The 26,234-nt window shown below is 42.9% G+C and carries 25 protein-coding genes; 18 read left to right on the top strand and 7 right to left on the bottom strand.

Annotation, left to right across the window (positions count from 1 at the left end):
* Nucleotides 1–88 precede the first annotated feature (88 nt).
* From R7F67_RS14535 to R7F67_RS14520, 4 genes are all read right to left on the bottom strand, one after another.
* The gene (locus R7F67_RS14535; protein ID WP_042522777.1) at nt 89–1,804 is read right to left on the bottom strand and encodes an EAL domain-containing protein; all 1,716 of its coding nucleotides are present in this window, start codon (nt 1,802–1,804) and stop codon (nt 89–91) included.
* Between the two features lie 212 nt (nt 1,805–2,016).
* Entirely contained in the window at nt 2,017–3,378 is a 1,362-nt protein-coding gene (locus R7F67_RS14530) for an L-serine ammonia-lyase (RefSeq protein ID WP_042522776.1), read from the bottom strand.
* 97 nt (nt 3,379–3,475) lie between these two features.
* Complete coding sequence (locus R7F67_RS14525; protein WP_005388284.1) at nt 3,476–4,729, bottom strand: aromatic amino acid transport family protein; 1,254 nt, start codon at nt 4,727–4,729, stop codon at nt 3,476–3,478.
* Nucleotides 4,730–5,074: 345 nt separating this feature from the next.
* Nucleotides 5,075–5,674 carry a CoA pyrophosphatase gene (locus tag R7F67_RS14520; RefSeq protein ID WP_005376901.1) on the bottom strand — a complete coding sequence of 200 codons (600 nt, stop codon included), beginning with the start codon at nt 5,672–5,674 and terminating at the stop codon, nt 5,075–5,077.
* Between the two features lie 231 nt (nt 5,675–5,905).
* Here R7F67_RS14520 and R7F67_RS14515 point away from each other — a divergent pair, with 231 nt between their 5' ends.
* Both R7F67_RS14515 and R7F67_RS14510 read left to right on the top strand, forming a co-directional pair.
* Nucleotides 5,906–6,445, top strand: a complete 540-nt coding sequence (locus R7F67_RS14515; protein ID WP_005388282.1) for a heme NO-binding domain-containing protein — start codon at nt 5,906–5,908, stop codon at nt 6,443–6,445.
* A gap of 7 nt (nt 6,446–6,452) precedes the next feature.
* On the top strand, nt 6,453–8,153 hold the full coding sequence (locus R7F67_RS14510) for an ATP-binding protein (RefSeq protein WP_005388280.1): 1,701 nt from the start codon (nt 6,453–6,455) through the stop codon (nt 8,151–8,153).
* Nucleotides 8,154–8,518: 365 nt separating this feature from the next.
* Here R7F67_RS14510 and pabB read toward each other — a convergent pair whose 3' ends face one another.
* On the bottom strand, nt 8,519–9,883 hold the full coding sequence (pabB, locus tag R7F67_RS14505; RefSeq protein ID WP_318057248.1) for an aminodeoxychorismate synthase component I: 1,365 nt from the start codon (nt 9,881–9,883) through the stop codon (nt 8,519–8,521).
* Nucleotides 9,884–10,153: 270 nt separating this feature from the next.
* Between pabB and R7F67_RS14500 the strand changes: the two genes are divergently transcribed.
* The 8 genes from R7F67_RS14500 to R7F67_RS14465 all read left to right on the top strand — a co-directional run bounded on the left by R7F67_RS14500 (nt 10,154) and on the right by R7F67_RS14465 (nt 18,042).
* Nucleotides 10,154–11,671: a fumarate hydratase gene (locus R7F67_RS14500; protein WP_054577018.1), complete on the top strand. Its 1,518-nt coding sequence runs from the start codon at nt 10,154–10,156 to the stop codon at nt 11,669–11,671.
* Between the two features lie 174 nt (nt 11,672–11,845).
* Nucleotides 11,846–12,031 carry a hypothetical protein gene (locus R7F67_RS14495; RefSeq protein WP_005376906.1) on the top strand — a complete coding sequence of 62 codons (186 nt, stop codon included), beginning with the start codon at nt 11,846–11,848 and terminating at the stop codon, nt 12,029–12,031.
* Between the two features lie 255 nt (nt 12,032–12,286).
* The gene (locus R7F67_RS14490; RefSeq protein WP_017820443.1) at nt 12,287–13,663 is read left to right on the top strand and encodes a YcjX family protein; all 1,377 of its coding nucleotides are present in this window, start codon (nt 12,287–12,289) and stop codon (nt 13,661–13,663) included.
* Nucleotides 13,660–14,700, top strand: a complete 1,041-nt coding sequence (locus tag R7F67_RS14485) for a YcjF family protein (protein WP_005388274.1) — start codon at nt 13,660–13,662, stop codon at nt 14,698–14,700. Before R7F67_RS14490 ends, R7F67_RS14485 begins: the two co-directional genes overlap by 4 nt.
* Before the next feature lie 100 nt (nt 14,701–14,800).
* Nucleotides 14,801–16,345, top strand: coding sequence for a transcriptional regulator TyrR (tyrR, locus tag R7F67_RS14480; protein ID WP_054577016.1), 1,545 nt, complete (start codon nt 14,801–14,803; stop codon nt 16,343–16,345).
* A 36-nt stretch (nt 16,346–16,381) separates the two neighbouring features.
* The gene (gene rimJ / locus R7F67_RS14475) at nt 16,382–16,966 is read left to right on the top strand and encodes a ribosomal protein S5-alanine N-acetyltransferase (RefSeq protein WP_005388271.1); all 585 of its coding nucleotides are present in this window, start codon (nt 16,382–16,384) and stop codon (nt 16,964–16,966) included.
* Between the two features lies 1 nt (nt 16,967).
* Complete coding sequence (locus R7F67_RS14470) at nt 16,968–17,555, top strand: HD domain-containing protein (RefSeq protein ID WP_005376917.1); 588 nt, start codon at nt 16,968–16,970, stop codon at nt 17,553–17,555.
* A 13-nt stretch (nt 17,556–17,568) separates the two neighbouring features.
* On the top strand, nt 17,569–18,042 hold the full coding sequence (locus tag R7F67_RS14465; protein ID WP_017636094.1) for a DUF2947 domain-containing protein: 474 nt from the start codon (nt 17,569–17,571) through the stop codon (nt 18,040–18,042).
* 43 nt (nt 18,043–18,085) lie between these two features.
* Here R7F67_RS14465 and R7F67_RS14460 read toward each other — a convergent pair whose 3' ends face one another.
* Nucleotides 18,086–19,048, bottom strand: coding sequence for an integron integrase (locus R7F67_RS14460; protein WP_017636093.1), 963 nt, complete (start codon nt 19,046–19,048; stop codon nt 18,086–18,088).
* A 241-nt stretch (nt 19,049–19,289) separates the two neighbouring features.
* On the opposite strand from R7F67_RS14460, the gene R7F67_RS14455 reads away from it, so the two are divergent.
* The 4 genes from R7F67_RS14455 to R7F67_RS14440 all read left to right on the top strand — a co-directional run bounded on the left by R7F67_RS14455 (nt 19,290) and on the right by R7F67_RS14440 (nt 22,050).
* The gene (locus tag R7F67_RS14455; RefSeq protein ID WP_025818894.1) at nt 19,290–19,862 is read left to right on the top strand and encodes a hypothetical protein; all 573 of its coding nucleotides are present in this window, start codon (nt 19,290–19,292) and stop codon (nt 19,860–19,862) included.
* Nucleotides 19,863–20,014: 152 nt separating this feature from the next.
* Nucleotides 20,015–20,593, top strand: coding sequence for a hypothetical protein (locus tag R7F67_RS14450; protein ID WP_318057247.1), 579 nt, complete (start codon nt 20,015–20,017; stop codon nt 20,591–20,593).
* A 145-nt stretch (nt 20,594–20,738) separates the two neighbouring features.
* On the top strand, nt 20,739–21,374 hold the full coding sequence (locus R7F67_RS14445; protein ID WP_318057246.1) for a hypothetical protein: 636 nt from the start codon (nt 20,739–20,741) through the stop codon (nt 21,372–21,374).
* A 121-nt stretch (nt 21,375–21,495) separates the two neighbouring features.
* Nucleotides 21,496–22,050, top strand: coding sequence for a YdcF family protein (locus R7F67_RS14440; protein ID WP_080642315.1), 555 nt, complete (start codon nt 21,496–21,498; stop codon nt 22,048–22,050).
* A 206-nt stretch (nt 22,051–22,256) separates the two neighbouring features.
* On the opposite strand, the gene R7F67_RS14435 is transcribed toward R7F67_RS14440, so the two are convergent.
* Nucleotides 22,257–22,559, bottom strand: a complete 303-nt coding sequence (locus R7F67_RS14435; RefSeq protein ID WP_318057245.1) for a hypothetical protein — start codon at nt 22,557–22,559, stop codon at nt 22,257–22,259.
* 259 nt (nt 22,560–22,818) lie between these two features.
* On the opposite strand from R7F67_RS14435, the gene R7F67_RS14430 reads away from it, so the two are divergent.
* The 4 genes from R7F67_RS14430 (at nt 22,819) to R7F67_RS14415 (ending at nt 26,048) form a co-directional block, all read left to right on the top strand.
* On the top strand, nt 22,819–23,229 hold the full coding sequence (locus tag R7F67_RS14430; RefSeq protein WP_021033956.1) for a cytidine deaminase: 411 nt from the start codon (nt 22,819–22,821) through the stop codon (nt 23,227–23,229).
* Between the two features lie 144 nt (nt 23,230–23,373).
* The gene (locus R7F67_RS14425; protein ID WP_217844270.1) at nt 23,374–23,757 is read left to right on the top strand and encodes a hypothetical protein; all 384 of its coding nucleotides are present in this window, start codon (nt 23,374–23,376) and stop codon (nt 23,755–23,757) included.
* Between the two features lie 589 nt (nt 23,758–24,346).
* Nucleotides 24,347–24,748, top strand: a complete 402-nt coding sequence (locus R7F67_RS14420; RefSeq protein ID WP_213962175.1) for an HIT family protein — start codon at nt 24,347–24,349, stop codon at nt 24,746–24,748.
* A 154-nt stretch (nt 24,749–24,902) separates the two neighbouring features.
* Nucleotides 24,903–26,048, top strand: a complete 1,146-nt coding sequence (locus R7F67_RS14415) for a DUF6602 domain-containing protein (protein ID WP_047104539.1) — start codon at nt 24,903–24,905, stop codon at nt 26,046–26,048.
* Nucleotides 26,049–26,234: the final 186 nt, after the last annotated feature.

Raw genomic sequence — 26,234 nt, 5'->3', positions numbered from 1 at the left:
ATCACAAATTGGCGGCATACCTTTATGCCACCACGAGTTTTTATAGAGTATTAGATCTATTTTAAGTAACTAACCGAGTGAAGAAAAGCTAGCAATGAAGAGGGTAATAATAACCTTGGTGAATATAGGCGCCCAATGTTGTGAGTAAGTGAGCACTGTCTGCCGTTTCTACGCCTTCAACAATGACCGTGCAGCGATACGTATTGCCCATAGCAATTAACTGACGCAAGGTTTCTATCTTTTTATCATCAGATTTTAGGCCAATAACAAATTCTCGGTCGATTTTGAGGTAGTCCGGATTCAGCTTGCTGATAAGCGCCACATTATTATTGCCGGTGCCAAAGTCATCAATACTGATTTTACAATCCAGAGCTTTTAGTTTCGCGACATTGTCATAAATCTCAGAGGTATAGTACATCGATGCATTTTCTGTGATTTCGATTGTCAGCAAACGGCAATCCCGATTAGATAGCTCTCTATATAGGATTGAAAAGTTACGCCCTCGCAGCAAAGAAGGACAAACGTTAATGCTGATAGGGATGGGCAACGCTTTTTGTTTGGTGTAGATGGAATCAATCACCAGTAAGGTATGAGTTAGCAGCAATCCATTGCGGATCAGTGTTTCAATAAACCGTTGCGTATTTTTTACCTTAAACCGGGAGAGGGCTTCGTAGTGCACAATCTTTTGTGCCGAAGTGTTATAAATCGGCTCCAGTTTTATTTTGAACTGTCGAATTGCGCACAAGTAAGCCATAAAGGCTTGTAGGGAGCGGTGACGCAGTATAATGAGAAAAAGTAAGCTCAGTAGAATGATACTTTGAAACGGCCCAGAGATGTAATACACCTCTTTATAGCCACTATTCTTTACGTGATAATTGAAAAAGCGTTCATTGGTGTTACCAATCTCTAACGACGTTCCGGTATTCGTTGATAGCTTCATACCGGAAAGAAAAAAACGTGAAATATGATTTTCAACATTGTCGGATAAGTTAATGTTTTTAACACGAACCAAAACAGTTGCGTTATTTAAGTCAAATGATTGGGTAGTGTAATTGCTATTGTTACTCCACTCTTCAAACGCTTTTTTGCTGACAGGGACAACGGTTTCTGGAGTGACTAAGCATCGAATATTGAAACGATCTAGCATCATGCTCGACTCCACCAACTTCACATTATCAAATAGTGACTTCAGTTCGCTTTCATTAGCAAAGCAACTCCTGCGGGAAAGGTTCTCTGCAATTTCGAAGGCGTTATCCAGATAATTATGTTTAACGATGCTGTTTATCGCGTAGTAACAGATAGCAAAGAAAATGATCGCAGTGATCAACACAACCCACATTGCTTCTGAATAGATCTTTTTATTACGCAGGCAAATACGAAGCGCTTTGCGAAGACTATTGGTTGTGTATTGATTGATCTTCTGTTGATGTTCGATGCCATTCTGATGGTTATTTTGCATAGTAAAAGGAATGAAGTATCCGGTCCGGTGAATGTTTTCGATAATGTTTTTGTTAGTGGTTAAATGTTCTTCCGTGAGCTTGCGAAATTTCTTTCTTAGAGCGGCCACCGCGTTTTTAAAGCCATTTTCAGGCAGTGTCATTTTGTATTGTTGAGTGATTTTGCTTTCTATTAACCGCTGACTAATCGGCGTATTTAAACTGCCGTATGTGGCGATAGTTGACAGAATGGCGTACTCATTTGGGTTGACAGGAATGGAGTGGTGGAGTGACTGATTGAGCTCTAGAGATATTTCGTTTTCGGACAAGCAAACGCAGATTTGGTTTCCAATTTCAAACCTAATCATGTGTTGATGTGCTCCAAGTTTAATTTTTGGCTACGTTATCAATAAAGCTAGGGAAGAGATGTGATTTTTTACTGAGATATCCATAATATTTGGATATATTCAACATTTTAGGTTTTTTTTTACTTGTCCTGATAACGTATTCTCCTAGGTTTTTGGGGTATAAAAAAACCCGAGCATAAACTCGGGTTTTGATTGGTATTCAGAAAGTCGTATTAGCAAATCACTTTGATTGCTAGACCACCTTGAGATGTTTCGCGGTATTTCGCGTTCATGTCTTTACCTGTTTCTAGCATGGTTTCGATAACCTTATCTAGAGAAACAGTTGGAGCTGAAGAGCGACGTAGTGCCATGCGAGTTGAGTTGATTGCTTTTACTGCCGCAATACCGTTACGCTCGATACATGGAACCTGAACCTGACCTGCAACTGGGTCACACGTTAGACCTAAGTTGTGCTCCATCGCGATTTCTGCTGCCATACATACTTGCTCTGGGCTACCACCCATAAGCTCAGCAAGGCCTGCTGCTGCCATAGAACATGCCACGCCAACTTCACCCTGACAGCCAACCTCTGCACCAGAGATAGACGCGTTGCGCTTGTAAAGACCACCGATTGCGCCAGAAGCCGCAAAGTAACGGATGTAATCTTTTTCAGTCACAGTTTGGATGAACTTATCGTAGTAAGCCAGTACCGCAGGGATGATGCCACACGCACCGTTAGTTGGTGCTGTAACAACGCGGCCACCTGCTGCGTTCTCTTCGTTTACTGCGAAAGCAAACATGTTTACCCAATCAACAACAGACATTGGGTCGTTTGTCGTCTTTTCTGAAGTAAGTAGCTGCTGGCGAAGTGCTGCTGCACGACGAGGCACGCGTAGTGGACCAGGCAAAATACCTTCTTCATTCATACCGCGATCCATACACTCGCGCATTGTGCGCCAGATGTTCGCGAAATAAGTACGAGTTTCTTCATCTGAATGAAGCGCATGCTCATTCTTCATGGTTAGTGCGCTGATGGACAATCCACTTTCGTGGCATTGGTTAACCAGTTCCTCTGCCGTTGTAAACGGGTAAGGTACTTTTACTGGGTTCTCAGCTTCTTTACCGAAATTTTCTTCATCAACGATGAAACCACCGCCGATAGAGTAGTAAGTCTTTGAGTACACTTTTTCGTCTTCGATCCACGCGTGGATCTGCATGCCGTTTTCGTGTAGCTCTAGGTTTGTTTTGTGGAAGTTCATTCCACCTTCACGTGGGAACGATACTGTGTGACAGTGCATGCCAACAGGAAGGCGTTCAGTTTCTTCTACACGAGCGATAAAGCCCGGGATAGAATCGATATCAACTTTCTCAGGAGTGTTGCCTGCAAGACCCATGATGATAGCAATATCTGTGTGGTGACCTTTCCCTGTCAGTGATAGTGATCCATAAACGTCAACGGTGATTTTAGTGATGTCGCGCAGTTTTCCCATTGCACGAAGATCATCAATAAACTCTTTACCCGCTTTCATTGGGCCTACAGTGTGTGAGCTTGAAGGTCCAACACCGATTTTATAGATATCAAAAACACTAATCATATCGATTACCTCAGAAGAAAGCCTCCCAAGGGGAGTTGGGAGGCTTAATTTTATCGTTATATTTTTGGATTAATCATACTGCACTGGGCAGAGATGATTAAAGAGCGCCGTAGATTACAGAACTAATTGCAGCAAGACCACAGATTGCTGTGAAAATTTGCACAGGTGCTGAAGTTTTGTACTTAGCCATCGCAGGAACTTTTTGCATTGCGAAGATTGGCATCAAGAATAGGATTGCCGCAATCATTGGTGCACCCATTGTTTCAATCATACCTAGGATGCTTGGGTTAACGATAGCAACGATCCAAGTTGTGATTACAATGAAGATTAGAGACATCTTCTCGATCTTGCTTACTGGTGATTTTGAACGAGATTTCACTAGACCAACTAGACCTTCGTGCGCACCTAAGAAGTGGCCAAAGTAGCTAGAGGTGATCGCTGCGAAAGCAACCAATGGACCCATGTAAGAGATCAGTGGAGATTCATGCACGTTTGCTAGGTAAGAGAGAACAGAGATATTTTGCTCTTGCGCCGTTGCTAGTTGCTCTGGAGACAGAGAAAGTACAACAGAGAAAACGAAGAACATAACAAAGCCCATCAGCATCATTGCTGCGCCACCAGTGATAGCGTCAGTTTTCTTAACTGCGTCATCACCATATACACGACGTTGCTCTTTAGAGAACTGAGAAATGATTGGGCTGTGGTTGAAAGAGAACACAATAACAGGGATTGCTAGCCAAACGATAGCTGGCATTGCACCCCAGTCAGGTGACACTTCCATCATTGAAGTGTTCCAACCAGGAATTAGGTATACAGACAGTGCTAGTAGGATGAACACGAGAGGGTAAACCATTGCTGAAGTTGCTTTCAGCATAAGCTCTTTACCGAATACTACGCCTGCTGTCATTGCAGCAATAAGTGCACCAGAAAGTAGCCAGCGAGGAATAGATTCCATGCCCATTTGGTTAACTAGGAAAGAGTCAACTGTGTTTGTGATACCAACACCGTAGATAAGTACGATTGGGTAGATAGCGAAGAAGTAAGCGAACGTAATAAGGTTTGCGCCAGTCTTACCAAAGTGCTCTTCTACTGTGTCGGTGATGTCCGCTTCAGGGTTTTTCGCAGAAAGAACGAAACGAGCTAAAGATTTGTGTGCGAACCAAGTCATTGGTGCTGCGATTAGGGCTAGGATTACTAATGGCCAGAAGCCACCTGCACCTGCTTTAATAGGAAGGAACAGTACACCTGCACCTACTGCCGTACCAAAAAGGGACAGACACCAGGTAAAGTCTTTGTAAGAAAACTTACTAGACGATTGTGCGGTAGAAACCGCAGAAGTAGTTGTATTCATTTTTTAGTTACTCATTTTGGGAACAGGAAATAAGTCGGGAGTAATTTTGCAAGATTTTACACTAGGAAAATTAGATCTAAATCATTTATTGCTTACGCTTATTGAATGATATGTCAAAAACCTGCTTTTTATCACGAAAATGATGTGCTACTCGTGATTTCTGCTAATGAGTAAAATTAGAAAAACTTATCAATAGGGCTGTTTGTATAAATTTATTTCACCGCAAGCGTTTGCGGTGAAAATGGAAAATTAATCTAATGTGAATGAATGTTTATGAAGCAACGTTTTATTAATATTGATGCGCATAATGATCGCGCCTATAAAAGCACCGATATCAACAACTGTTTAATGTGAAATAATATGTTTTTGCATTGATTCGATAATTTGTGCCGTCATGCCCCAGATGAAATGCTGTCTATATGGGATAGCAAATACACGATGACTGCTTCTTTTTAGGTCAAATTTGGTGCTATACAATTTTTTGGGGTTCAGAATATGGTTGGCTGGAACCTCAAAAACTGACTCTACTTCATTTGGGTCAATATGCGTTTTATATTCCGGAGAAACAAAAGCCAAAAAAGGTGTCACATTAAATTGACTAATCGTTGGTAGTGTAGGCAGTTGACCAAACACATGAATATGCTCATCTTCTATCCCAACTTCTTCTTTGGTTTCCCTTAAAGCGGTATTCACGAGCTGAATATCTTCCTGCTCATATTTGCCACCGGGAAAGCTGATTTGTCCCGGATGATGGCGTAAGTGGGCTGCACGCTTAGTCAGAATGACTTGTAACCCGTCATCGCGTTCCACAAAACCGATTAAGACTGCCGCATCTCTCAGGGACTTTTCTTTCATCCATTTCAGTCGTGCAAGGGACTCTTTGTGGTAGCCCGTTGGAAGCCGAAATTGAAAGTTCTGTAGTAAATGAGTTTTGTCGATAACCAAACTGAGTCCTTATTTATCGTGCCTAACCATTATTTATTATACTCAAAGACGGCAAAGCGTATGGCGTTATCGTTACTGGTTACCAAATAAAACATTCGCATTAAAGCACTCGCCAGCACTTTCCCTCTTTGTGTTGTGTGTCTCACTCTGCTTGAACATATTAATTTGAAACTTATAAGGTTATACACCATTCTTTATTTTAGGACGTCACTATAGGACAAGTATTGGCCAATGAAAGGGATTATTTTCACCGAGTTCATGGAGTTAGTAGAAGAGAAATTCGGTCTTGATGTGTTAGACCAAGTTCTCGATCTTTCTAACGATGAAGGTGTTTACACCGCTGTTGGTAGTTACGATCACAAAGACTTGGTTAAGTTGATCGTGAATCTCAGTAAAGTATCTGGTGTTCCCCCCGAGCAACTGCAAGAAGTGTTTGGAGAGTGCGTCTTTTTGAATTTACTTCGCTCCATTCCTAGTCACGCCAGTTTGCAACAGTGTGAAACGACGTTTCAATTTGTTCGCCATGTTGAAGACTTTATTCATGTCGAAGTTAAGAAGCTTTATCCTGATGCTAACCCTCCGCAATTTGATTTCATTAGTGAAAACCAATCCCAATTGGTATTTGACTACCACAGCGCAAGATGTATGTCTCACGTATGCTTAGGATTGATAAAAGGTTGTGCTGCACATTTTGGTGAGGTAGTTCATATCAAACATCAAAACCAGTCAGAAGATGGCAGCAAAGTACGTTTTTGGTTAGAGGCTCAATAAGAACGATATGACGGGAAGTTCCTCATTAGAAAGGAAACTCAAACGAGAAGTTGCATCAAGAAAAGCAGCTGAGCAGCTGTTGGAACAGAAAAGCTTAGAGTTATATGAATCCAACCAGCAACTCAGTGTTGCATTGAAAAAGCTAGAGCTTAAATCTAAAAAGGATCTTCGTAAGTTTGAGTTTGAAGAGCAAATTGATGCCACGTTGATTAAGTTCGGTCGTACTTTTTTATCGAGCACGTTCGATGAAGCAATGATAGCGAGCTTTATTGAGCAGCTCACTTCTAACTCGATCATTTCTGCGGCTTACTTGTTTCTTGACGCTACAAAGCTGAGCTCATTACGTCGTCATCACTTTGGTCACTTACAGCTTCGTCATAACAACGAGATTTTAACCTCTCCTAATTGGCAGGGAGAGAATTTGCATTTGCCAGTTATCATTGATGGGGAAACGGTTGGGGAGTTGATTTTCTCTGTGTTGCAAGATCAAATCGATCAGTCTTTTATTTCCAAACAGATGGAGCTCGTGTCTGACTTAGTTCATGGTGTTATTGGTCGACACTTAAGTTTAGAGCGAGAGGTCGAGCTGAGAAAGCGGGCTGAGGAATCAGAAAAAGCGACGAAGGAGTTTGTCGCCATGATTAACCATGAGCTGCGAACTCCTCTCAATGGCGTATTGGGTAGTGCGGAGTTATTGAGTCGAACCCAATTAGAAGAAGAGCAGCGTCAATACTTGAGCAATCTGACTCAATCAGGGGACTTATTGAGAGTTATCATTAATGATCTTCTTGATTTCAGTAAGATGAATGCCGGTATGATGGAAATCATACATAAAGTCTTTGCCTGGGAGGAACTTGAAAAAGCCATCATGGGTGTATTTGCAGCTAAGGCTGCGGAAAAACGCATCCATTTCTCTATCGACAAAAAGCTGGGGATCCCGGAATTTTTAGTCGGTGACTTAGAGCGTATTACACAAATTTTGGTTAACTTGGTGGGAAACGCGATTAAGTTTACTCACTTGGGTGGCGTCGTGTTACGGGTGGAATGGCTTAACGGCACGGCTTATTTTGAGGTTGAAGACACTGGTATTGGCATCCCAATAAAAGCACAGCCGTCACTCTTTGATCCATTTGTCCAAGTTGATCGCTCGGCGAAACGCAGCTTTGAAGGCTCAGGTTTAGGTCTCGCGATTTGTAAAAACCTTGTGGATTTGATGCAAGGTCAAATTAGCTTTGAAAGTGAAGAGCGCAAAGGGACAACTTTTAAAGTTGCTATTCCTCTTGAGGAAGGGCAAGCACAAGGCACAGCAGAGGGGGAATTGGTCACCATAGAGCGAAGCGATTTAGCAGGACGCTCAATATTAGTGGTTGATGACATCAGAATGAATCAAGTCATTGTTACTCAAATGCTGAAAAAACTCGACATCACACCTGACTTAAAAGCCAACGGCAAAGAAGCATTAGAAGCGGTGAAAAGTAAAGACTACGAACTGATATTCATGGACTGCCGAATGCCAGAAATGGATGGCTATGAGGCGACGATGTATCTGAGAGAGCGTGGCTTTACTCATCCTATTATTGCATTAACCGCTGGCACTACCATCGAAGAGCGTCAAAAGTGTATTGATTCAGGCATGGACGACATCCTCACTAAGCCGTACACCGCAACCGATATTGAACAGATTATGTGTAAGTGGCTTGAGCAGTAGACGCTGCCTTTTAAAAAAGAATTTTTGTTGGCCAACGGCTAAAAGCTAAAGTACATGCAAATAAAGCACACAAAAAACGCACCACGCTGGATAATGCCGATCATTTAACGATGTTTTTTGGGTCATTCTAGCGAGCCTTGGCGATACTGAGAATCTAGTAGCAGCACGATGAGCGGTTAATGAAACAAATTTGACCACAAAGTGCTTGAATAGAAGAACCTGTATCACGCTCTTTCGTCGCTGTGCAGGGTGATGAGATACAGAAATATGCCACTCGCTGTTAAACGAGCGGCATTATCCGTTCTGGAGGCATTTTAGATTGTTTTCGTCAATAGCATTAAAGCGACGTTGTCCGCGGTTGAAATCTACGATTGCAGCGCTGGTAAAATCTTTGAAAGCTTGTCCAACGTTTCTTGATACTCAGAGGCGCAATCGCTATCTGCCACGACGCCGCCGCCAGCCCAAGCGTAAAGTTTGTTTTGTTCCGCTACAAGAGTTCGGATAGTAATGCTGGTGTCCATACGACCATGGCGTGAAATGTAGCCAATACTGCCGCAATACGCGCTGCGTCGATGCGGCTCCAGTTCTTCAATGATCTGCATTGCGCGAACTTTAGGTGCGCCCGTAATTGAACCGCCTGGAAAACACGCTCGCAGCAAATCCGCAGGAGCGTATTGTTCATCCAAATTTGCACGAATGGTGCTCACCAAATGATGCACGGCAGGGAAGCTTTCAATATCGAACAGCTTTGGAGCGTGAACGCTACCCGGTGATGCAACTCGACCAATATCATTACGCAGCAAATCGACAATCATCAGGTTTTCTGCCTGATCTTTTTCCGCTGTCTGCAAGTCATGGGCATTAGCGTTATCTTTCGTTGGATCTTCGCTGCGTGGGCGAGTACCTTTGATTGGTTTTGTTTCAATGACGCGATCTTTGAGCTCTAAAAAGCGCTCTGGAGAGATACTCAAAATCGAAGACTCAGGCATACGGATAAACGCTGAGAATGGCGCTTGGTTTGCGGACTCTAATTTCAGATACGCTTGCCACTCGCTGCCTTGATACGGTGCGTTAAAGCGCTGCGCCAAATTTATCTGATAACAGTCACCGCTCAACAAGTATTCTTGCACCTTGTCAAAGCGAGTAGCGTAGCTCTCTTTCGTCATGTTTGACTGCCAAGCACCAGACAAAGCGAAGTCAACGGTTTGTTCTGCTTTTTGCTCGTTTAACCACTGCCAAGCTTGCTCGATATTCTGACCAACTAGGCATGCTTTTTTAAGCTTGTGGTCAACAACAACGGCCCATTCATACAGACCTACCGCCATATCCGGCGTGTTGAGATCTTTTTCTGCCACTTCTGGCATCGTTTCTACGCGGCGACCTAAATCGTAACTGAAGTAACCGAGCGCACCACCAACAAAAGGCAAATCCAATTCTTTATTTAACTCTACGTGAGGAAGCCACTGTTCTTGCAATTGATGAAGCAGCGTGAATGGGTCATCTTGAGTTGAATAGGCATTCGATGGCGTTTCAACTTGTGTGTTGTCGGCAGTGGTTTCTAACGTTGCAATCGGGTTGGCGACCAACACATCGAAGCGGCTATCGATATGCGTTTTTGATGCAGAACGCAGCAACATCGCCCAAGGTAGGTGTTGAATGCGAGAAAAAAGGTGAAGAGCAAACTCTGGTGCGTATTCCAACGCTTTAAAATCAATGAATTGATTGTCCATGTTGTTCATTTGTGTAATTTGTGACAAAGAGATCGTTCACTGCATGGCATGTCATGGGCAGCAAGAGTATCATATTCCTCTGTGTAGCCAAACTCCCTCTATTCATAGGGTTTTGAGATGGTTTACAAGTAGGCAACTTCAGCATTTCGTGTGTCGATATCAGCCGTTCGACAATTGTTTATAAAAAACGAAGCTCAAAAGAGCAATAAGCTCAACAAACACGATTGAAGCCAAGCCAATAATGGAAGCATAACTATAACGAGGCATGTAATGACGGTAATACGCAAGCAGGATGTGATCAGCAGTGTCGCTGATGCGCTACAGTATATTTCTTACTACCACCCGCTAGACTTTGTTCAAGCTCTTGAAAAAGCCTATCACCGCGAAGAGAGTCAAGCCGCGAAAGACGCGATTGCTCAGATCCTAATTAACTCCCGAATGTCCGCAGAAGGTCACCGTCCAATTTGTCAGGATACTGGTATTGTGACGTGTTTCGTCAACATCGGTATGGGCGTGCAATGGGATTCGACCGACATGACGGTTCAGCAGATGGTAGATGAAGGTGTTCGACAAGCGTACACGAACCCTGATAACCCGTTGCGTGCGTCAGTACTTATGGACCCTGCTGGTAAACGTATTAATACCAAAGACAACACGCCTGCCGTCGTACATATCAACATGGTTCCGGGCGATAAAGTTGAAATTCAGATCGCTGCGAAGGGCGGCGGTAGCGAAAACAAAACTAAGATGGTGATGCTAAACCCATCTGACGATATTGCTGAGTGGGTAGAAAAAACGCTACCAACAATGGGGGCGGGCTGGTGTCCTCCTGGCATGCTTGGCATTGGTATCGGCGGTACGGCTGAAAAAGCAGCGGTATTGGCAAAAGAATCTCTAATGGAACACATCGATATTCAAGAGCTTATTGACCGTGGCCCACAAAACGCAGAAGAAGAGCTTCGTTTGGATATCTTCAATCGCGTGAACAAACTTGGTATCGGCGCGCAAGGCCTTGGCGGTTTGACGACTGTTGTCGACGTTAAAATCAAAACTGCGCCAACGCACGCGGCTTCTAAGCCTGTTTGTTTGATACCGAACTGTGCGGCGACTCGTCACGTGCACTTCACGCTTGATGGTGGCGGCCCAGCAGAGCTAACACCACCTAAACTAGAAGATTGGCCAGACATCACTTGGGAAGCGGGCGAAAATACGCGTCGCGTAAACTTAGATACAATTACTAAAGAAGAAGTACAAGAGTGGAAGACAGGCGAAACGGTTCTTCTATCAGGTAAAATTCTGACTGGTCGTGATGCTGCGCATAAACGTATTCAAGGCATGCTAGATAACGGTGAAGGTCTACCTGAAGGCGTAGATCTAAACGGTAAGTTCATTTACTACGTAGGCCCTGTCGATGCAGTTGGTGATGAAGTCGTTGGTCCTGCTGGCCCAACAACATCTACGCGTATGGATAAATTCACCGACATGATGCTAGAAAAGACCGGCATCATGGGCATGATCGGTAAAGCTGAGCGTGGCCCTGCAACGGTTGAATCTATCAAGAATCACAAAGCGGTTTACCTAATGGCTGTCGGTGGCGCTGCGTACTTGGTGGCGAAAGCGATCAAGAAAGCTCGCGTTGTCGCATTTGAAGATTTAGGTATGGAAGCGATTTACGAATTTGAAGTTGAAGATATGCCAGTAACAGTGGCTGTCGACTCAAATGGTGTTAACGCGCACCAAATTGGTCCAGACACTTGGAAAGTGAAAATTCAAGAGATGGAAGCATAAGGCAAAGGGCAATCTTGCTGCGTCTCAGTAGAGAGAATGTGACAAGGTGCTGATTTACCTAGCAAACAATTGACAAAAGTGCAGCGAAACCTGCACTTTTTGTCTATATAATTAAGGATATAAACCTTTAGGCATAGCAATCAAACGTTATGCGAACAATAATTAGGAGACGGCATGCCTCGTTTTATTCAGATTCTACAAATTATTCTTGCTGTAGTGATAGGTGGCTTTGTTGGCTATGACTTGATTCTTCACGGTATCAGCATCTTTGATGAAAAGTACGTGACCATCACATGTGTGTTGTGGTTGATTTTAGAAATCGCTCTATTTGTTATCTATAAGTTAATCGAAGACGACTAGGCTTAAAGAAAGCGGGTTCCTGTTTAACATAGTAATCAGCGCATATAGAGTTACTAATGCTGTAGATTAAGTAAGCCTCTGAACCACTCAGGGGCTTTTCTTTTTTAACACAGCATTAAGCCGGATGTTTTGTTCATCTTTTATTAAGGTATATAAAGTTAAACTCATAGGATTCGGGATAGAACAGTATTCATAGCTCGAAATTCGAAGTCGCTGACAACGTTGTTTTAAAGTGGAGTAAGATAAAGAAGCGTAATGAAGAGAATAAAGAAAGAAGTTAATGACTTTATCAACAGAGGTATGGACTCTAATGTTCGAATTGCTGTCACCGGACTTTCTCGTGCCGGTAAGACGGCATTCATCACGTCATTAGTGAATCAGCTTCTTCATACTGCAACCCATGACAATTTGCCTCTTTTGACTGCGGCTAGAGATAAGCGCCTTATTGGGGCGAAGCGTGAGCCTCAATCGAATATGATGGTGCCACGCTTTGCTTACGATGAGGCGATGAGCCAAATTCATGCCACTCCACCTCAGTGGCCAGTACCGACACGTGATGTGAGTGAGATTCGCTTAGCGCTCAAGTACAAACCAAATAAAACTACGAAAAAGCTGTTGAGTAAAACCGCAATTTTAAATGTTGATATTATCGACTATCCAGGAGAGTGGTTGCTCGACCTGCCTTTATTGGACATGGACTTTGCAACGTGGTCGCAAACTCAGTTTGATGCACTTAAAGGCCAGCGTGGCGATTTAGCCAAAGCTTGGCTTTCTGAACTGGAGAAAGTGGATCTCTTTGCAGAAGTGAATGATAAACTACTTGAGAAAGTTGCACACACATACACAGAGTACCTTCATTCTTGTAAAGACTCTGGCCTTCATTGGGTTCAGCCTGGCCGCTTTGTATTACCTGGTGAGCTAGCAGGCGCGCCGGTGCTACAGTTTTTCCCGTGTCGTGTTGATTCAGAAAGCAAAGCGCCCAAGGGCAGTAACTTAGCGATGCTAGAAGCCCGTTTTCAGGAATACCAACAGAAAGTCGTGAAAGCGTTTTATAAGCATCATTTTGCGACCTTCGATCGCCAGATTGTACTGGTGGATTGTTTGCAGCCTCTCAATGCTGGTGATGAAGCGTTTTACGACATGCGCCAAGCGCTAGAACAGATCATGCATAGCTTCCGTTATGGTCGTAGTAGCTTTTTGCGTCGTTTGTTCTCACCAAAAATCGACAAAGTGTTGTTTGCTGCTACAAAAGCGGATCATATCACGCCCGATCAGCACCCAAATTTGGTGTCTCTGCTCCAACAAATGGTGCATCCAGCGTGGCAAACGGCAGCCTACGAGAATATTGAGATGAGCTGCATGAGTATCGCTTCCATCCAAGCAACCACGACGGGGTTTATTTCCTCTGGAGATAAGACCATCCCGGCGTTACAAGGAACAACATTGGGTGGTGAGCCGATGACTATGTTTCCCGGAGAGGTGCCGAAAAAGCTACCAAATGCAGCGTATTGGCAAAACAACGGGTTTGATTTTACGTCGTTTCGTCCGATGCCCTCACCGAATGATGAGCCAATGAAGCACATACGCTTAGACAAAGCATTGGATTACCTGATTGGAGATAAATTGAAATGAGTGAGTTGAAGCAAAAACAAGTTTTCTCTGAAAAGGTAATGGAAAAAGAGCAGCAATCGAATCAACCGGAGTTGACGGCGCAGCAAACATTCGGCGAAAAAGAAACATTTGTACCTGTTGAAGTTAAAGAAGCGCACCAGGAGACCGAACAGGAATTGCAACTCGAGCATGTCATTCGTCCAAAATCGGGCAGAAAATGGCTCGCGACTGGCGCATTTGCAACTTTTGCTGGTCTGGTTGGCTGGCAAGCGGTGGACTCGGTTATAACCGCAATTCAGGCTTCTGATTGGCTAGCCTTAAGCTGGACGGGGTTTATTGCTGCGATCGCTTCGCTTGGTTTAGGAGCTATGGGTAAAGAGCTTTGGAAACTGCGAAAACTACGAAATCATTTTAGTGTTCAAGAAGAAGCAGAAGCACTTGTTAATAGTGAGAGCGTTGGGAAAGGGAAAGCCTTTTGCGAAACCGTAGCAGAACAAAGTGGTGTGATGGCAGAGAATCCGGGCTTTGATCGTTGGCAGAACAGTATTAACCCTGCTCATAGTGACGCTGAAATTCTTGATATGTATGACTCGATGGTTGTGAGCCAACAAGACAAGTTGGCAACGAAAATCGTATCACAGCACGCAACCGAGTGTGCGGCCCTAGTCGCCGTGAGCCCTCTGGCTGCCGCTGATATGTTGCTGGTGGCTTGGCGAAATTTCAAAATGATCGACAACCTCTCCAAGGTATATGGGGTAGAGCTAGGTTATGCATCTCGCATCAAGTTACTAAGAGCGGTATTTGTCAATATGGCGGCGGCTGGTGCCAGTGAGCTCGCTATTGATGCCAGTATGGATTTGATGTCGATGGATCTTGCTGGCAAAGTTTCTGCTCGTGCGGGGCAGGGACTAGGTGTTGGTATTCTAACGGCACGTTTGGGCTTGAAAGCGATGACCTTATTGCGTCCACTACCCTGGTATCCTGACCGTCAGGTTAAGTTGGGCACCATACGCAAGGCAGTGGCGGCGAAAGTTGCATCAATTACGATGAAACCGTAACGAATATCAACTTTGATGGATAGGATTGCTTGACGCCATTCCAAGCATGATAGAAACTACTGTCAACTTTTCCTGACAGTTGTGAATTGGGATATTTTAAGTGCGTCTTGAAGTCTTATGTGAAGATCGACTCGGCTTGACCCGAGAACTGCTCGATATTTTAGCGTCTAAAAGCATCGACTTGCGTGGTATCGAAATCGATATTAGCGGTATTATCTATTTGAATTGCCCAGATATTGATTTTGATACGTTTAGTGAGCTGATGGCTGAAATCCGCCGTATTCCGGGGGTGAAAGACGTACGTAAAATCCAGTTTATGCCGATGGAGCGCCACAATACGGAGCTGCTCTCGTTAGTTGATAACTTGCCCGATCCGGTTTTTGCCATTGATCTTAAAGGTGCCGTAGACATGGCAAACATGTCTGCACTTTCATTGCTTGGCCTTCACAAGCAAGAAGTGATTGGTACTCAAATCGGTGCTTTGTTACCAAGTGTTCGTTTCTCTCGTTGGTCTGAAGGTGTTAATGGTCGAACGCGGGAAAACCTTGTGATTGATGGCTTGGACTATGTTCTAGAGTTGATGCCCGTTTATATCCGAGACGAAGCGCAAAACTCGACTCTAGCGAGTACTCTAATGACGATTCGCTCTAGTCAGCAAGTTGCCAGAATTGAAGAAGCGCTACCGCTGCATAATCCTCTGGGTTTTGAGCACTTTGTTGGTATATCGAACCGTCATAAAGCACTAATGAACCAAGCTAAAAAGCTGTCTGTGCTTGACCAACCATTGTTGATTGAGGGCGAAACGGGGACTGGTAAGGAAATGCTTGCTAAAGCTTGCCACAGCCGTTCTAGCCGCGCGAGCAAGCCATTCCTAGTTTTGAGTTGTGCTTCGATGCCTGACGATGTAGCAGAAACCGAACTTTTTGGTCATGCGCCGGGTTCATTCAATCATGAACAAGGCCACAAAGGCATCTTTGAGCAAGCAAATGGCGGCACGGTATTTCTTGATGAAATCGGTGAAATGAGTTCGCACCTTCAAATCAAGCTGTTACGTTTTCTACAGGATGGTAATTTCCGTCGTGTCGGTGCAGAAGATGAGATGCATGTCGATGTTCGTATCATCGCTTCAACAAAACATAACCTTGCCGAGCTTTCTGAAGCAGGAATGTTCCGTGAAGATTTGTATTATCGTCTCAACGTACTTACGCTCAGCATTCCTCCGTTACGTAAGCGCTCAAACGACGTTGCACCATTGCTTGAGTTGTTTGTGGCGAAACATGCTCAACAGCTTGGGATTGATAAGCCAGAGTTTGATGATGGTCTAGTTGATGCCCTTGCAAATTATCAGTGGCCAGGAAACATGCGCCAGCTGGATAACATGGTTCTTCGAGCGCTCACGGAAATGGATGGTGATATACTAAACGCGGATCACTTCAATTTACCTCAGCCTCAGTCAGTCGGCACTGGTAGTGCAACGCTTAACATCGACGGTTCTTTGGATGAGATCATGCGTGATTATGAATCTCAAGTTCTGGAACGTTTGTATCAGTCATTCCCATCAAGCCGCAAGCTTGCTAAGCGCTTGAATGTATCGCATACCTCAATCGCTAATAAACTGCGTGATTACGGTATACGTAAGAATTAATCGAATTGAACGAAAAGACGGGATTAATCATTTGTAATGGAAGATAACAGCTCATCTATCGCCGTTCATAAGTTGGACGGTGACTTGCTTCTTCGTACCGCTGAAATCGGTGACGCAGATATGATTGCCGAATATTTTCAAGCGAACCGAGAATACCTGAAACCGTTTGAACCGAAACGTGAAGAGGCTTTTTTCTCAGTGAACGGTTGGTTGCAAAAGCTTATCAAGCTCAATGAGCTGCATCGAATGGGATTGGGGTATTATTGCCTTTTAGTCAGAGCCTCTTCGGGTGAAATGCTAGGTACGATATCCTTTAGTAGTTTGAGTCGTTTTCCTTTTTATTCTTGTAACGTCGGATATTCTCTCGCTGAAAAAGCGCAAGGGCATGGTTATATGCGTCGTGGATTAACCATGGCTTGCGACTACATGTTTAACGTTCAGAAACTGCATCGTATTCAAGCTGGCTACATGCCTCACAATAAACGCAGTGAATCTGTGCTAGAGCATGTAGGGTTCAACCGAGAAGGGTATGCAAAAGATTACCTTTTGATTAATGGTGAGTGGCAAGACCACGTTCTAACGTCGCTTATTAATCCGAATTGGCAGCCAGAAGGACGATAGTATGGAACGATTGGAAAAGCAGTTAGCACTTGTAATCGAGCTCGATAAACTCAAAAGCATTTTGCGCCGAACTCGAGTTAAAAGTGCTGAAGGGCGCCTCGAAAATAGTGGTGAGCATAGTTGGCATGTCGCACTGATGGCAATATTGATGGAAGAGCATGCGAATGCACCTGTTGATATTTGCCGAGTGATGAAAATGTTATTGATACATGACGTAGTAGAGATCGACGCGGGCGATACCTTTGTTTATGATACTGCTGCGTCTCAAGAGCAAGCAGAAAAAGAAATTAGAGCTGCAGAGCGCTTGTTTGGTATGTTACCCAGCGATCAGGAGCAAGAGCTATTGGCGCTTTGGCATGAATTTGAAGCCGCGCAGACCGATGATGCTAAGTATGCAAAAGCACTCGATCGGTTAATTCCAATGCTCTTGAACTACCATAATAATGGTCAGAGTTGGAAGGAACATGGTGTCTCACGCGAACAAGCACTTACCATTAATAAACGAATTGAATTTGGCTCTGTTACCTTATGGGACAAAGCGAAAGAGTTGATTGAAGAAGCCACAGAGAAAGGTTGGCTGAAATCGTAATAAAGGAGACTGAATGTCTTATTTGCCTTTGGACGAATACCAAAGAAAATGGATTTTTACGCATCAGTCGATGCCTGTGCCAGAAGAAGATTTGGCTTTTATTAAGCCGATGAGCCAAGCCCGCTCAGCACAATTTTGGAAAGAAAATATCAGTGCTCAAAGCCCTGATATGGATAGACTAAGTTCCCAAGACTGGCCAATGAACGAGGCGAATTGGTCTGAAACTGTGGATTGGATGGCTGCGTGGGAGTCGGATGATCCTGACATGCCAGCGGAAGCTGAGGCACATATCGATTGGCAAGACGATGTAACCGTTTACTTTTGCTACGAGAAGTACAATGTCATCGAAACGAAATGGTCTATTTTTAAAAAGCACTGGAAGAACTTTCTCTTTTATGACGATGGTCCGATACTAATAGGACGTCGCCGTTCGCAAGCACTTTGGTTTGATTCAAAAGGCAATGTGAAACTCGGTGTTCGTCAATAAAGAGTTATAAAACAAAGCCACCTTTCGAGGTGGCTTTGTTTTTCTAAAGGCTGGATAATGGACTCAACACACCACCAGCCCCGCGCTCGATAACGTGAGTATAGATTTGCGTGGTTTTTACATCAGTATGCCCTAATTGTTCCTGAACAGTTCTAATGTCTGCGCCAGATTCCAATAAATGCGTGGCAAAACTGTGTCTTAGTGTGTGGCAAGTTACAGTTTTCTCAATGCTTGCGTCGCTTGCCGCGCGCTTTACCGCTCTTTGTATTGCGCTTTCATTGATATGATGCCTCCGGAGTTCACCAGTGTCTCGATCTGCGCTTAACTTTGTTGATGGAAACAAAAAGTGCCAGTTAAAATCTAGCTCCGCTTTTGGGTATTTACGTCGTAAACCTTCAGAGATATATACGCCCGCATAACCAGGCATGTGCCTATCTTTAAAGTAGTAGTTTCTTGCTAAATTAACTTGAGCTTTGAGTGGTTCATGTAGTTCTTTGGCTAATGTGACTGTACGATTTTTACCTCCTTTTCCTTGCCAAACGCGAACTGCACCATAATCATAATCGATGTCTTGAACTCTTAAGCGTAAACATTCCATAACTCGAAGCCCGGAGCCGTAAAGTAGCTGAATATGGAGTCTATACCTCGGGTCGATATGCTGAACGAATCTTCGGATCTCCTCCCTGGTTAACACAACGGGAAGTTTCTTTTCGGTCAAGGATTTCTGAAATCTCATATCAAGTGATAGTGGGGTTTTAAAATAATCACGATATAAAAATGATATTGAGTTCAGCGCCAAAGCTTGCGTTTTTACCGCAACTTTTTCTTCTACCGCTAAGTAACTCAGAAATTGAATGACATCATCTTCTGCTAGTGTTGATGGGTGGGCGAGCTGGTGAAAAGTGATAAAACGTTTTATCCAAAATAGATAACTTTCGATAGTTTTATTCGCATAATGACGAGTAAGCATGTGCTCTTTTACACTAAGTAAAAACTGACTTTTCATGATAAATTAATCTGTTTATTTATACAGCTCCGTTAATGTATCACCATTTTTGAAATTAGCGTGCTGTGCGCCGCCTAATTGCGCGCGCCACCACACATATTCATACTGTTTTTCTATTTGTTTCATGCATATAAGTGCTACGATTGATAGCGCTTTTGATAAGAAAGAAGGCGGTAGCCTGCCAGAAAAACGGCAAATCGCCGTATAGAAAGCGTTAGGGCTTCGAGGAAATGGTTAACAAATGTCTTTAAATGCAGCAAAAGCTGAATTACGTTCAGCGGATAGATCTTTAAGTAACATGAAAGCGGCACCAAACTTTGAAATTTTTGAAGAGGAGTGGAGAGATTTTCTCAACTGCATTGAAAAAGTGTGGAATAAGACCGAACGTGGTTGTCAGAGTTTTAGAGACAAATTCCAGCCGTGGCAAGGACAGTTCTCGAGAGAACGTAAAAAAGATGCTTTACTCAAATATGTAAAGCAAGCTCGTGACGCTGACAATCATTCAATCCAAGAGGTTGCTGAAGTCAAACCCGGTAGTAGGACCATTGACTTTGTTAACCCTAAAGGTGGCTATATAGAGTCGATGAAGATTGTAAATGGTAATATTGTGGAATTTAAAGGCGATCCTATAGTCGTGCAAGATCATCCGCCAACAGTTGTAGCGCTCAAAGTTAAAAACAATGGTAATTGGTATAATCCACCACGTGAGCATAAAGGGCTGCAATTAAAAACACAGCACCCTGTCGAAATTGCCGAGTTAGCTTTAACCTATTATCGGAACTTTGTCACCGAGGCTGAAGCTAAATTCTTTTAGCTTCGCCCTAACAAACTGTTTAAGAGTGATTCGCAACGCGTGGCATTTTCACTATGCGTTGGTTTTAGTGTTTAAGGTGGTATGCGGTGGCATCGGTATTGCGTTGCTCACACCTTAACAGGGCGTTAGCTTAAATAAGAAAGGTTCAGGATATGAAGCAGGTTTTTGACTTGTTGGTGAGTTGTGTAAAAGGTTATGAAAATGGGAAACAACAGCTTTTCAATTTGCATGTGGAGCCAATTCAACAGAAGATCGATGGGATACATAAAGATTATTTAAAATCGTTTACACAAGTCCGACGGTCACTAGATAAAAAAGAAGTACCAACTGCAGAGCTATTGGATTTTTTGGAAGAACGCAGAATTGATCTTTTAGCTCAACGCGAATTAACGAAAGCTCTTGCTTGTGAGTTACAACAAGCAGATCGGAGGCTAATTGGTCCCAAAACTTGGAAGTGTTTCATCGAGTACTGTAATTCTGTGGAAGCATATTTTCATACTGGAAATGCACCAAGTGGGTATAGCTGGTATTCAGACTTTATACGTTTTATGAAAGTTAGTCGTAAAGCGAACTTGCAGGATATTTATTTTACTAAGTTGGACGGTGGCTTCGGAAATGATCCTCGTAAAGACTTGATTGCTGAGATTGACTTTGTGCTCGAAAGAAAGCTTCCAGCTGCTTTGAAAAAGGTACAATCAAATTACGCAAAACTAAGGAGCTCGCTACTTTAAGCTAACAAACTGTTTAAGAGGGATTCGCAACGCGTGGCATTTTCACTATGCGTTGCTCTTAGTGTTTAAGGTGGTATGCGGCGGCTTCTGTATTGCGTTGCTCACCCCTTAACAGGGCGTTATGCCCTCAGAAAATAGGGATATCATGAAACTTATAGATTTTGAAAATCAGCTAAAAGCTTATTTAGCTGATATAGAGAATCCTCGACCATTCGTTTGCTCGGGTAGTCCTCTTGATAGTGAGTTGTTTATCGTAGGATTTAATGCCGCAACAGAAATGAAGGCTCAGTTTTGGGATTTTTGGAGTCAGGACTCAGGTTTTGATAGAAAGGTGTGGTTTGATACCTATGTAAAAGAGCGGGCAGATAAACCGTTGAACGAAGGTAAGACTAGGCGTTTAAGAGTGAGTCGTACAAGGCGTTGTATTGACTTGATAACAGATGGTGTGTCTCCGATAAAGGCTCTTGAAACAAATTTATATATGTCGGCAACAACTCAAGCGAATGAGCTAGGTAAAGAGTTAATGGATCCATCAACATTCAACTTTCTACTGTCGACAATCAAACCTAAGTTCTTGCTTGTTCACGGAAAGGATGCAAAAGAGCATCTAGAAAGTTTAACGTTAACAAAGCTTGAGCAAAACCATGCCAACAAAGTAATTATTCAAGGCAATGATATTACAGTTTTTCCAGTTAGCCACTTATCCAGAGGTTGGTCTAACGAAAGTTGTAAAGCGTTGGGAGTAGAAGTAAAAAGGTTAATCGGTGTGTCAAAGGCATAACAAAGCATTTAAGAGTGATTCGCAACGCTTGGCGGTTTCGCTTCGCTCAAGTATAGCCAAGCGTCGCTCACACCTTAATGCGGCGTTATGCGTATTCACTCAATCGTGTAAGGGATTAGGATTGAACAAAAGAGAAATCGAGAGTATTACTCAGGTAGTCTTCCCGACACACCAAGATGAGTTCCAACATGCAGAAGTGCTTGTTGTGTTGGGTAGTTACAAAGCAACTCAATATAAGATGCCAACTGCTGTACGACTGTACAAGGAGAAAAAAGTCTCCAAGCTACTGTTGTCAGGCGGCAACTTAGCAATAGATCAAAAGCCCGAGTTTGAGTCGATGAAAGAGTATGCATTGGATAATGGTGTGCCAGATTCGGATATTATCTTAGAACGACATGCAAAAAATACAGTAGAGAATGCACAATATTCTTCAGAGATTATCGTAGAGAGTGAAATCGCGAAAAGGTCGGTGGCAATACTGACAACGGCTTTCCACATAAAGCGGGCAAAGTACTTATTCAAAAATGCTTTACCTCAATATTTGGAACTTCACAGTTACTTTGTAAACGATCGAAGTACACGGAGGGATAATTGGTGGCTCACCGAGAGTGCCATCTCTCGTGTAATGCACAGCCATGAAGTGATAAAGCGTTTAGGCGTTAAACCATACGCATAACAAATTGTTCAAGAGTGATTCGGCACGCGTGGCATTTTTACTATGCGTTGGTTTTAGTGGTTAAGGTGGAATGCGGAAGCTTCGGTATTGCGTGCCTCACACCTTAACAAGGCGTTAGTCGCCAGAAAAAGCTAGCAGTCAAAATCATGTTTCTGAGCTCAAAATTTGGCAGCTGTTTGTTTGGTACACAGATTCATCGTCGATGGTCAAAATTCAGTTTCAACTGTTTCAAGTCCCAAGTTTTGTAACTGTCCTAGCGGTTGTTTTGTTCTTTGGTGCTGACAGAGCAGGGCAATCGAGAGTCGGTTTTTGGTTGCAAACCTGCTCGGTGAGTTTGTTGGTACAAAAGCCGATTTACTCGCTGAAGTGACTTTTTCTTTGGTGTGGTAAGTTTCACGTGGTTTCAGTGATTTTGTTGAAAGTCCGCACTGTGAGATTGGTTTTCCAAAAGCGCTTTTTGGTGTTGTCACTCCGTTTTCTACGGCGTTGTTTGTTCTAAGTGGTTTCATTGAGTAGCCGCTTTGAGACTGCGCCTGACTTAAGTGCATCAAAACACATAAGGTTTGTTGTTTGCAAAGTTTAGTTCGGCTTAAAATTGTCGCTCGGTGCCTCGCGACTAACAAACTGCTCAAGAGGGATTCACAACGCGTGGCATTTTTACTATGCGTTGATTTTAGTGATTAAGGTGGTATGCAGCGGCATCGGTATTGCGTTGCTCACCCCTTAGCAGGGCGTTATAGCGCACGATAAAATTGAATATGGATGGTCATGGATAATATCGAAAAAGAGCTCTATCAAGCAGCAATAGAACTAGTAAATATGCGATATCCTTCTGGTTGGGGTGGAGCTGCGGCTGTTAGAACAGAGTCAGGAAAAATATTAACAAGCATTGCTCCTGATACTAAAAACGATGCTCTTTCACTATGCATGGAGGTGGGAGCGTATTTAGAGGCTCACAAACTCAATGAGCGAGTGACCCACTCATTATGCCTGTGTCGTGAGAGCGAGAACGATGAATTTCTAATTTTGTCACCATGCGGAGTTTGCCAAGAGCGCCTCGTCCATTGGGGTGGGGATGTCAAAGCAGCAATTACGACTTCAGGGAATGCATTGGTTTTCAAGACTATACGAGAATTAATGCCTCATCATTGGTCACTTGTAAACGGCAAAGCGCTATAACAAACTGTTTAAGAGTGATTCGCAACGCGTGGCATTTTTACTATGCGTTGGTTTTAGTGTTTAAGGTGGTATGCAGTGGCTTCGGTATTGCGTTGCTCACACCTTAACAGGGCGTTATAAGTAGTTAAAGCTATGGAGAAAATGATGAGTGCTGAAGTTCGAGGTATAGATAGATTCTTTCCCACTCAAAGAGCGCAAGTTTTGTTTTGGGCAACACCTTTCGCAGTAATGGCTATTTTTTGGCAATCTCCTAAATTGATTCAATCATTTATGCCATTACTACCTTCAGAATTACATTGGTTCGGAGTCTGGTTTTTCGTTCTTTGTACTTTTGCTTTTTCATTTCTTTTATTGGTGTTGGAACTATGTGTATATGCAAGTCAGAACAAACATTCTAGGACGCATCACTACACTTATCATGCACCTGAAATGAATGCGAAATGGTTGTTTAAAAACGCAAGACCGAAACATTATTTGTTTTTGACACTGGTTTTTTTTGCGGGCGTTTGTATGGAACGCTACTTATAACAAAGCATTTAAGAGTGATTCGCAACGCTTGGCAGTTTCGCTTCGCTCAAGTTTAGCCAAGCGCCGCTCACACCTTAATGCGGCGTTAGTTGCCAAGGGGAAAAGCGCAGCTAAAGCGGAGTATTTAGGGCTAATGGTCTGTGCTGCTTTTGCCTGATTCTGTGTTTAGGCGTAAGTTTGCTGAAGTTGCGTTCGATGTTTATTAGTGTGGTTTTGGTTTGCCGTTTCAGAAGCCGATTCACTTGTCGAGAGTCAGCTCTGTGATATTGTCTTTTCAAATGAGCGTTTTGGTGTTGTTAATCCGTTTTCTACGGCGCTTTGAGTCCCAAGTGGTTTCAGTGACAGGCGCTTTGAAACTACGCCTGATTTGAGTTTTTCAAAGCACGTAAAAACAGCGCTGGCAAAGCGGTAATCAACTCCAAATCAAAGCCTTGGATCTGGCAACTAACAAAGCATTCAAGAGGGATTCACAACGCTTGGCAGTTTTGGTTTGAATCAGCTTTAGTGTTTACGGCACAATGGTTTAGATTGGGTGGTTTGCGTTGTTCACCCCTTAATGCGGCGTTAGCATACTTTGATAGGAGTTTAGATGACCACGATAGTCGAACAAATTGTTAATCGTGAAATTGACTCGGTCATCGTGTACGAATCTGACAAAGTTATAGCTTTTGCAGACCATGACCCAATCAACTTTGGACATATTTTAATTTGTCCTAAGACTCAATATCGTACTTTCATCGACTTGCCCGAGTCTGTGTTTTTAGAGATCACCGACGTCGCAAGAGATTTATATAAGCCTATAGAAACTAAGTTCAATCCCGATGGTATCGGCTTTATGCAAAACAACGGAGAGGCACCTCATTTCAACGAGCTCGACCATTACCATTTGCATATTTTCCCTCGGTTCCATGGCGACCAGTATGGTTGGGTTAGTAGTGAACTTGGAATTCAACCTATGGATAAACTTAGAGAATCACTTAAAGATCTATGAGCGTTGAAAAAGTAAGCTAACAAATTGTTCAAGAGTGATTCGGCACGCGTGGCATTTTGACTATGCGTTGGTTTTAGCGGTTAAGGTGGTATGCGGAAGCTTCGGTATTGCGTGCCTCACACCTTAACAAGGCGTTATATTTTGAGGAGATTTTGTGCAATACATTTGTGAAGATGAAGATAAATTAAACGATTTGCAAACTCCAAATGGTACGAGTGTTGTTATACAGGATGGAGATGGTGTTTATCAAAAAGTCTATCTCGACGATGACAACTTTTTAGCAGATCGCTTTCATCGTAAGATTAAATCAGAGATGGAATGGTTTGAAAAAATAATTAGACACTCTCCAACAGTTGGTAGTTTTTATGAAAACCTACTGCGCACAACCTTAAAAGAGTTCGCACCAGCAAACAATTGCATTGGGACTGGTTTTGTCTTTGATTCGACAAGAAAAAAGCATGGCAAGCAAATTGATGTGCTTGTATATGATGATTCCGATCGAAGTGTCATCTATAGGTGTGATGAGTTTGTAGTCATCCATCCATCTAGTGTTATTTCAACTATTGAGGTTAAGAAAACACTGAATAGTACAGTTCTAAAAGATGTTGTAAAAAGCACCTTTTACAATAACTTAGGGCAAGAACCTTTGAACTTGAATAAAGTTCAAAGCATAAAGATATTTTCTTATAAGCTTCAGTGTAAAAAAGAAACAATTTGTAAGGCGTTAGTCAGTGCTTTAGAGGATTGCATAGAGTCGCTAAGAGTTTCTTGTGATGGGGTAAATGGACGCCTGCCAATTACATATTGCTCATTACCTAGTTTGTACTTTCTTGATGAACCTTTCTATATAACGACCAATCTGGTTAAAAATGAAGATGGTTCATTTTCAATCGTTACTAATGTTCATGATACAAAAGGTAGTGGTTCAATTGGAGCGCTACTTGAATCAGCGATTCAAGAAAACAAACATAAAGTGCTCGAACATGAGAAAAACTTCTTGCAAAATGTGCTAAGGAGATCTCCCGATACTATCGATGTAAAAGGCGATATTTGTCTTGTCGACTACATATCTTACCGAGATTTTATCAATGTTTTTCCCAAGCATAGAAAAGCGTTATCTGTTTTAGAATTTGATGGTTTTAAACCAACAAGCTTAATGCTACCTAAGGGGGAGGACTTGTCTAAATATGCCAATCCAAATGCATTTTTTGATTCAGCTAGAGCTACTTTTGAAATGTATAAATACGATGCAGACTCTCCAGAGGTAAAGCTTTTAGCTGCGGCGAGCTTCAAAATATAACAAACAATTTAAGAGTGATTCAGCACGCTTGGCATTTTTGGTTTGGGTTGAGTTCGGTGTTTACGGTAGTCAAATTGAGTGTCGTAGCCGCGTGCTTCACACCTTAATTGGGCGTTATGTGTTACGAGGTAAATGAATGAAAGAGCAGACGGTTGGTGAGCTAACTAATACTCTAATCAATCAGCC

The organism is Vibrio sp. YT-17 (assembly GCF_033337375.1).
GTDB classification, from domain to species: domain Bacteria; phylum Pseudomonadota; class Gammaproteobacteria; order Enterobacterales; family Vibrionaceae; genus Vibrio; species Vibrio alginolyticus.
Note: the sequence above shows the minus strand (reverse complement) of the source record. Positions and strands in the feature narration are given on the sequence as shown.

Coding starts and splice junctions, on each gene's coding strand:
- R7F67_RS14515 (WP_005388282.1), top strand. CDS start 5,906: ATGAAAGGGATTATTTTCACCGAGTTCATGGAGTTAGTAGAAGAGAAA.
- pabB (WP_318057248.1), bottom strand. CDS start 9,883: ATGGACAATCAATTCATTGATTTTAAAGCGTTGGAATACGCACCAGAG.
- R7F67_RS14450 (WP_318057247.1), top strand. CDS start 20,015: ATGAAGCAGGTTTTTGACTTGTTGGTGAGTTGTGTAAAAGGTTATGAA.
- R7F67_RS14425 (WP_217844270.1), top strand. CDS start 23,374: ATGAGTGCTGAAGTTCGAGGTATAGATAGATTCTTTCCCACTCAAAGA.
- R7F67_RS14530 (WP_042522776.1), bottom strand. CDS start 3,378: ATGATTAGTGTTTTTGATATCTATAAAATCGGTGTTGGACCTTCAAGC.
- R7F67_RS14470 (WP_005376917.1), top strand. CDS start 16,968: ATGGAACGATTGGAAAAGCAGTTAGCACTTGTAATCGAGCTCGATAAA.
- rimJ (WP_005388271.1), top strand. CDS start 16,382: ATGGAAGATAACAGCTCATCTATCGCCGTTCATAAGTTGGACGGTGAC.
- R7F67_RS14420 (WP_213962175.1), top strand. CDS start 24,347: ATGACCACGATAGTCGAACAAATTGTTAATCGTGAAATTGACTCGGTC.
- R7F67_RS14430 (WP_021033956.1), top strand. CDS start 22,819: ATGGATAATATCGAAAAAGAGCTCTATCAAGCAGCAATAGAACTAGTA.
- R7F67_RS14510 (WP_005388280.1), top strand. CDS start 6,453: ATGACGGGAAGTTCCTCATTAGAAAGGAAACTCAAACGAGAAGTTGCA.
- R7F67_RS14460 (WP_017636093.1), bottom strand. CDS start 19,048: ATGAAAAGTCAGTTTTTACTTAGTGTAAAAGAGCACATGCTTACTCGT.
- R7F67_RS14485 (WP_005388274.1), top strand. CDS start 13,660: ATGAGTGAGTTGAAGCAAAAACAAGTTTTCTCTGAAAAGGTAATGGAA.
- R7F67_RS14435 (WP_318057245.1), bottom strand. CDS start 22,559: ATGAAACCACTTAGAACAAACAACGCCGTAGAAAACGGAGTGACAACA.
- R7F67_RS14490 (WP_017820443.1), top strand. CDS start 12,287: ATGAAGAGAATAAAGAAAGAAGTTAATGACTTTATCAACAGAGGTATG.
- R7F67_RS14525 (WP_005388284.1), bottom strand. CDS start 4,729: ATGAATACAACTACTTCTGCGGTTTCTACCGCACAATCGTCTAGTAAG.
- R7F67_RS14500 (WP_054577018.1), top strand. CDS start 10,154: ATGACGGTAATACGCAAGCAGGATGTGATCAGCAGTGTCGCTGATGCG.
- R7F67_RS14465 (WP_017636094.1), top strand. CDS start 17,569: ATGTCTTATTTGCCTTTGGACGAATACCAAAGAAAATGGATTTTTACG.
- R7F67_RS14455 (WP_025818894.1), top strand. CDS start 19,290: ATGTCTTTAAATGCAGCAAAAGCTGAATTACGTTCAGCGGATAGATCT.
- R7F67_RS14535 (WP_042522777.1), bottom strand. CDS start 1,804: ATGATTAGGTTTGAAATTGGAAACCAAATCTGCGTTTGCTTGTCCGAA.
- R7F67_RS14445 (WP_318057246.1), top strand. CDS start 20,739: ATGAAACTTATAGATTTTGAAAATCAGCTAAAAGCTTATTTAGCTGAT.
- R7F67_RS14495 (WP_005376906.1), top strand. CDS start 11,846: ATGCCTCGTTTTATTCAGATTCTACAAATTATTCTTGCTGTAGTGATA.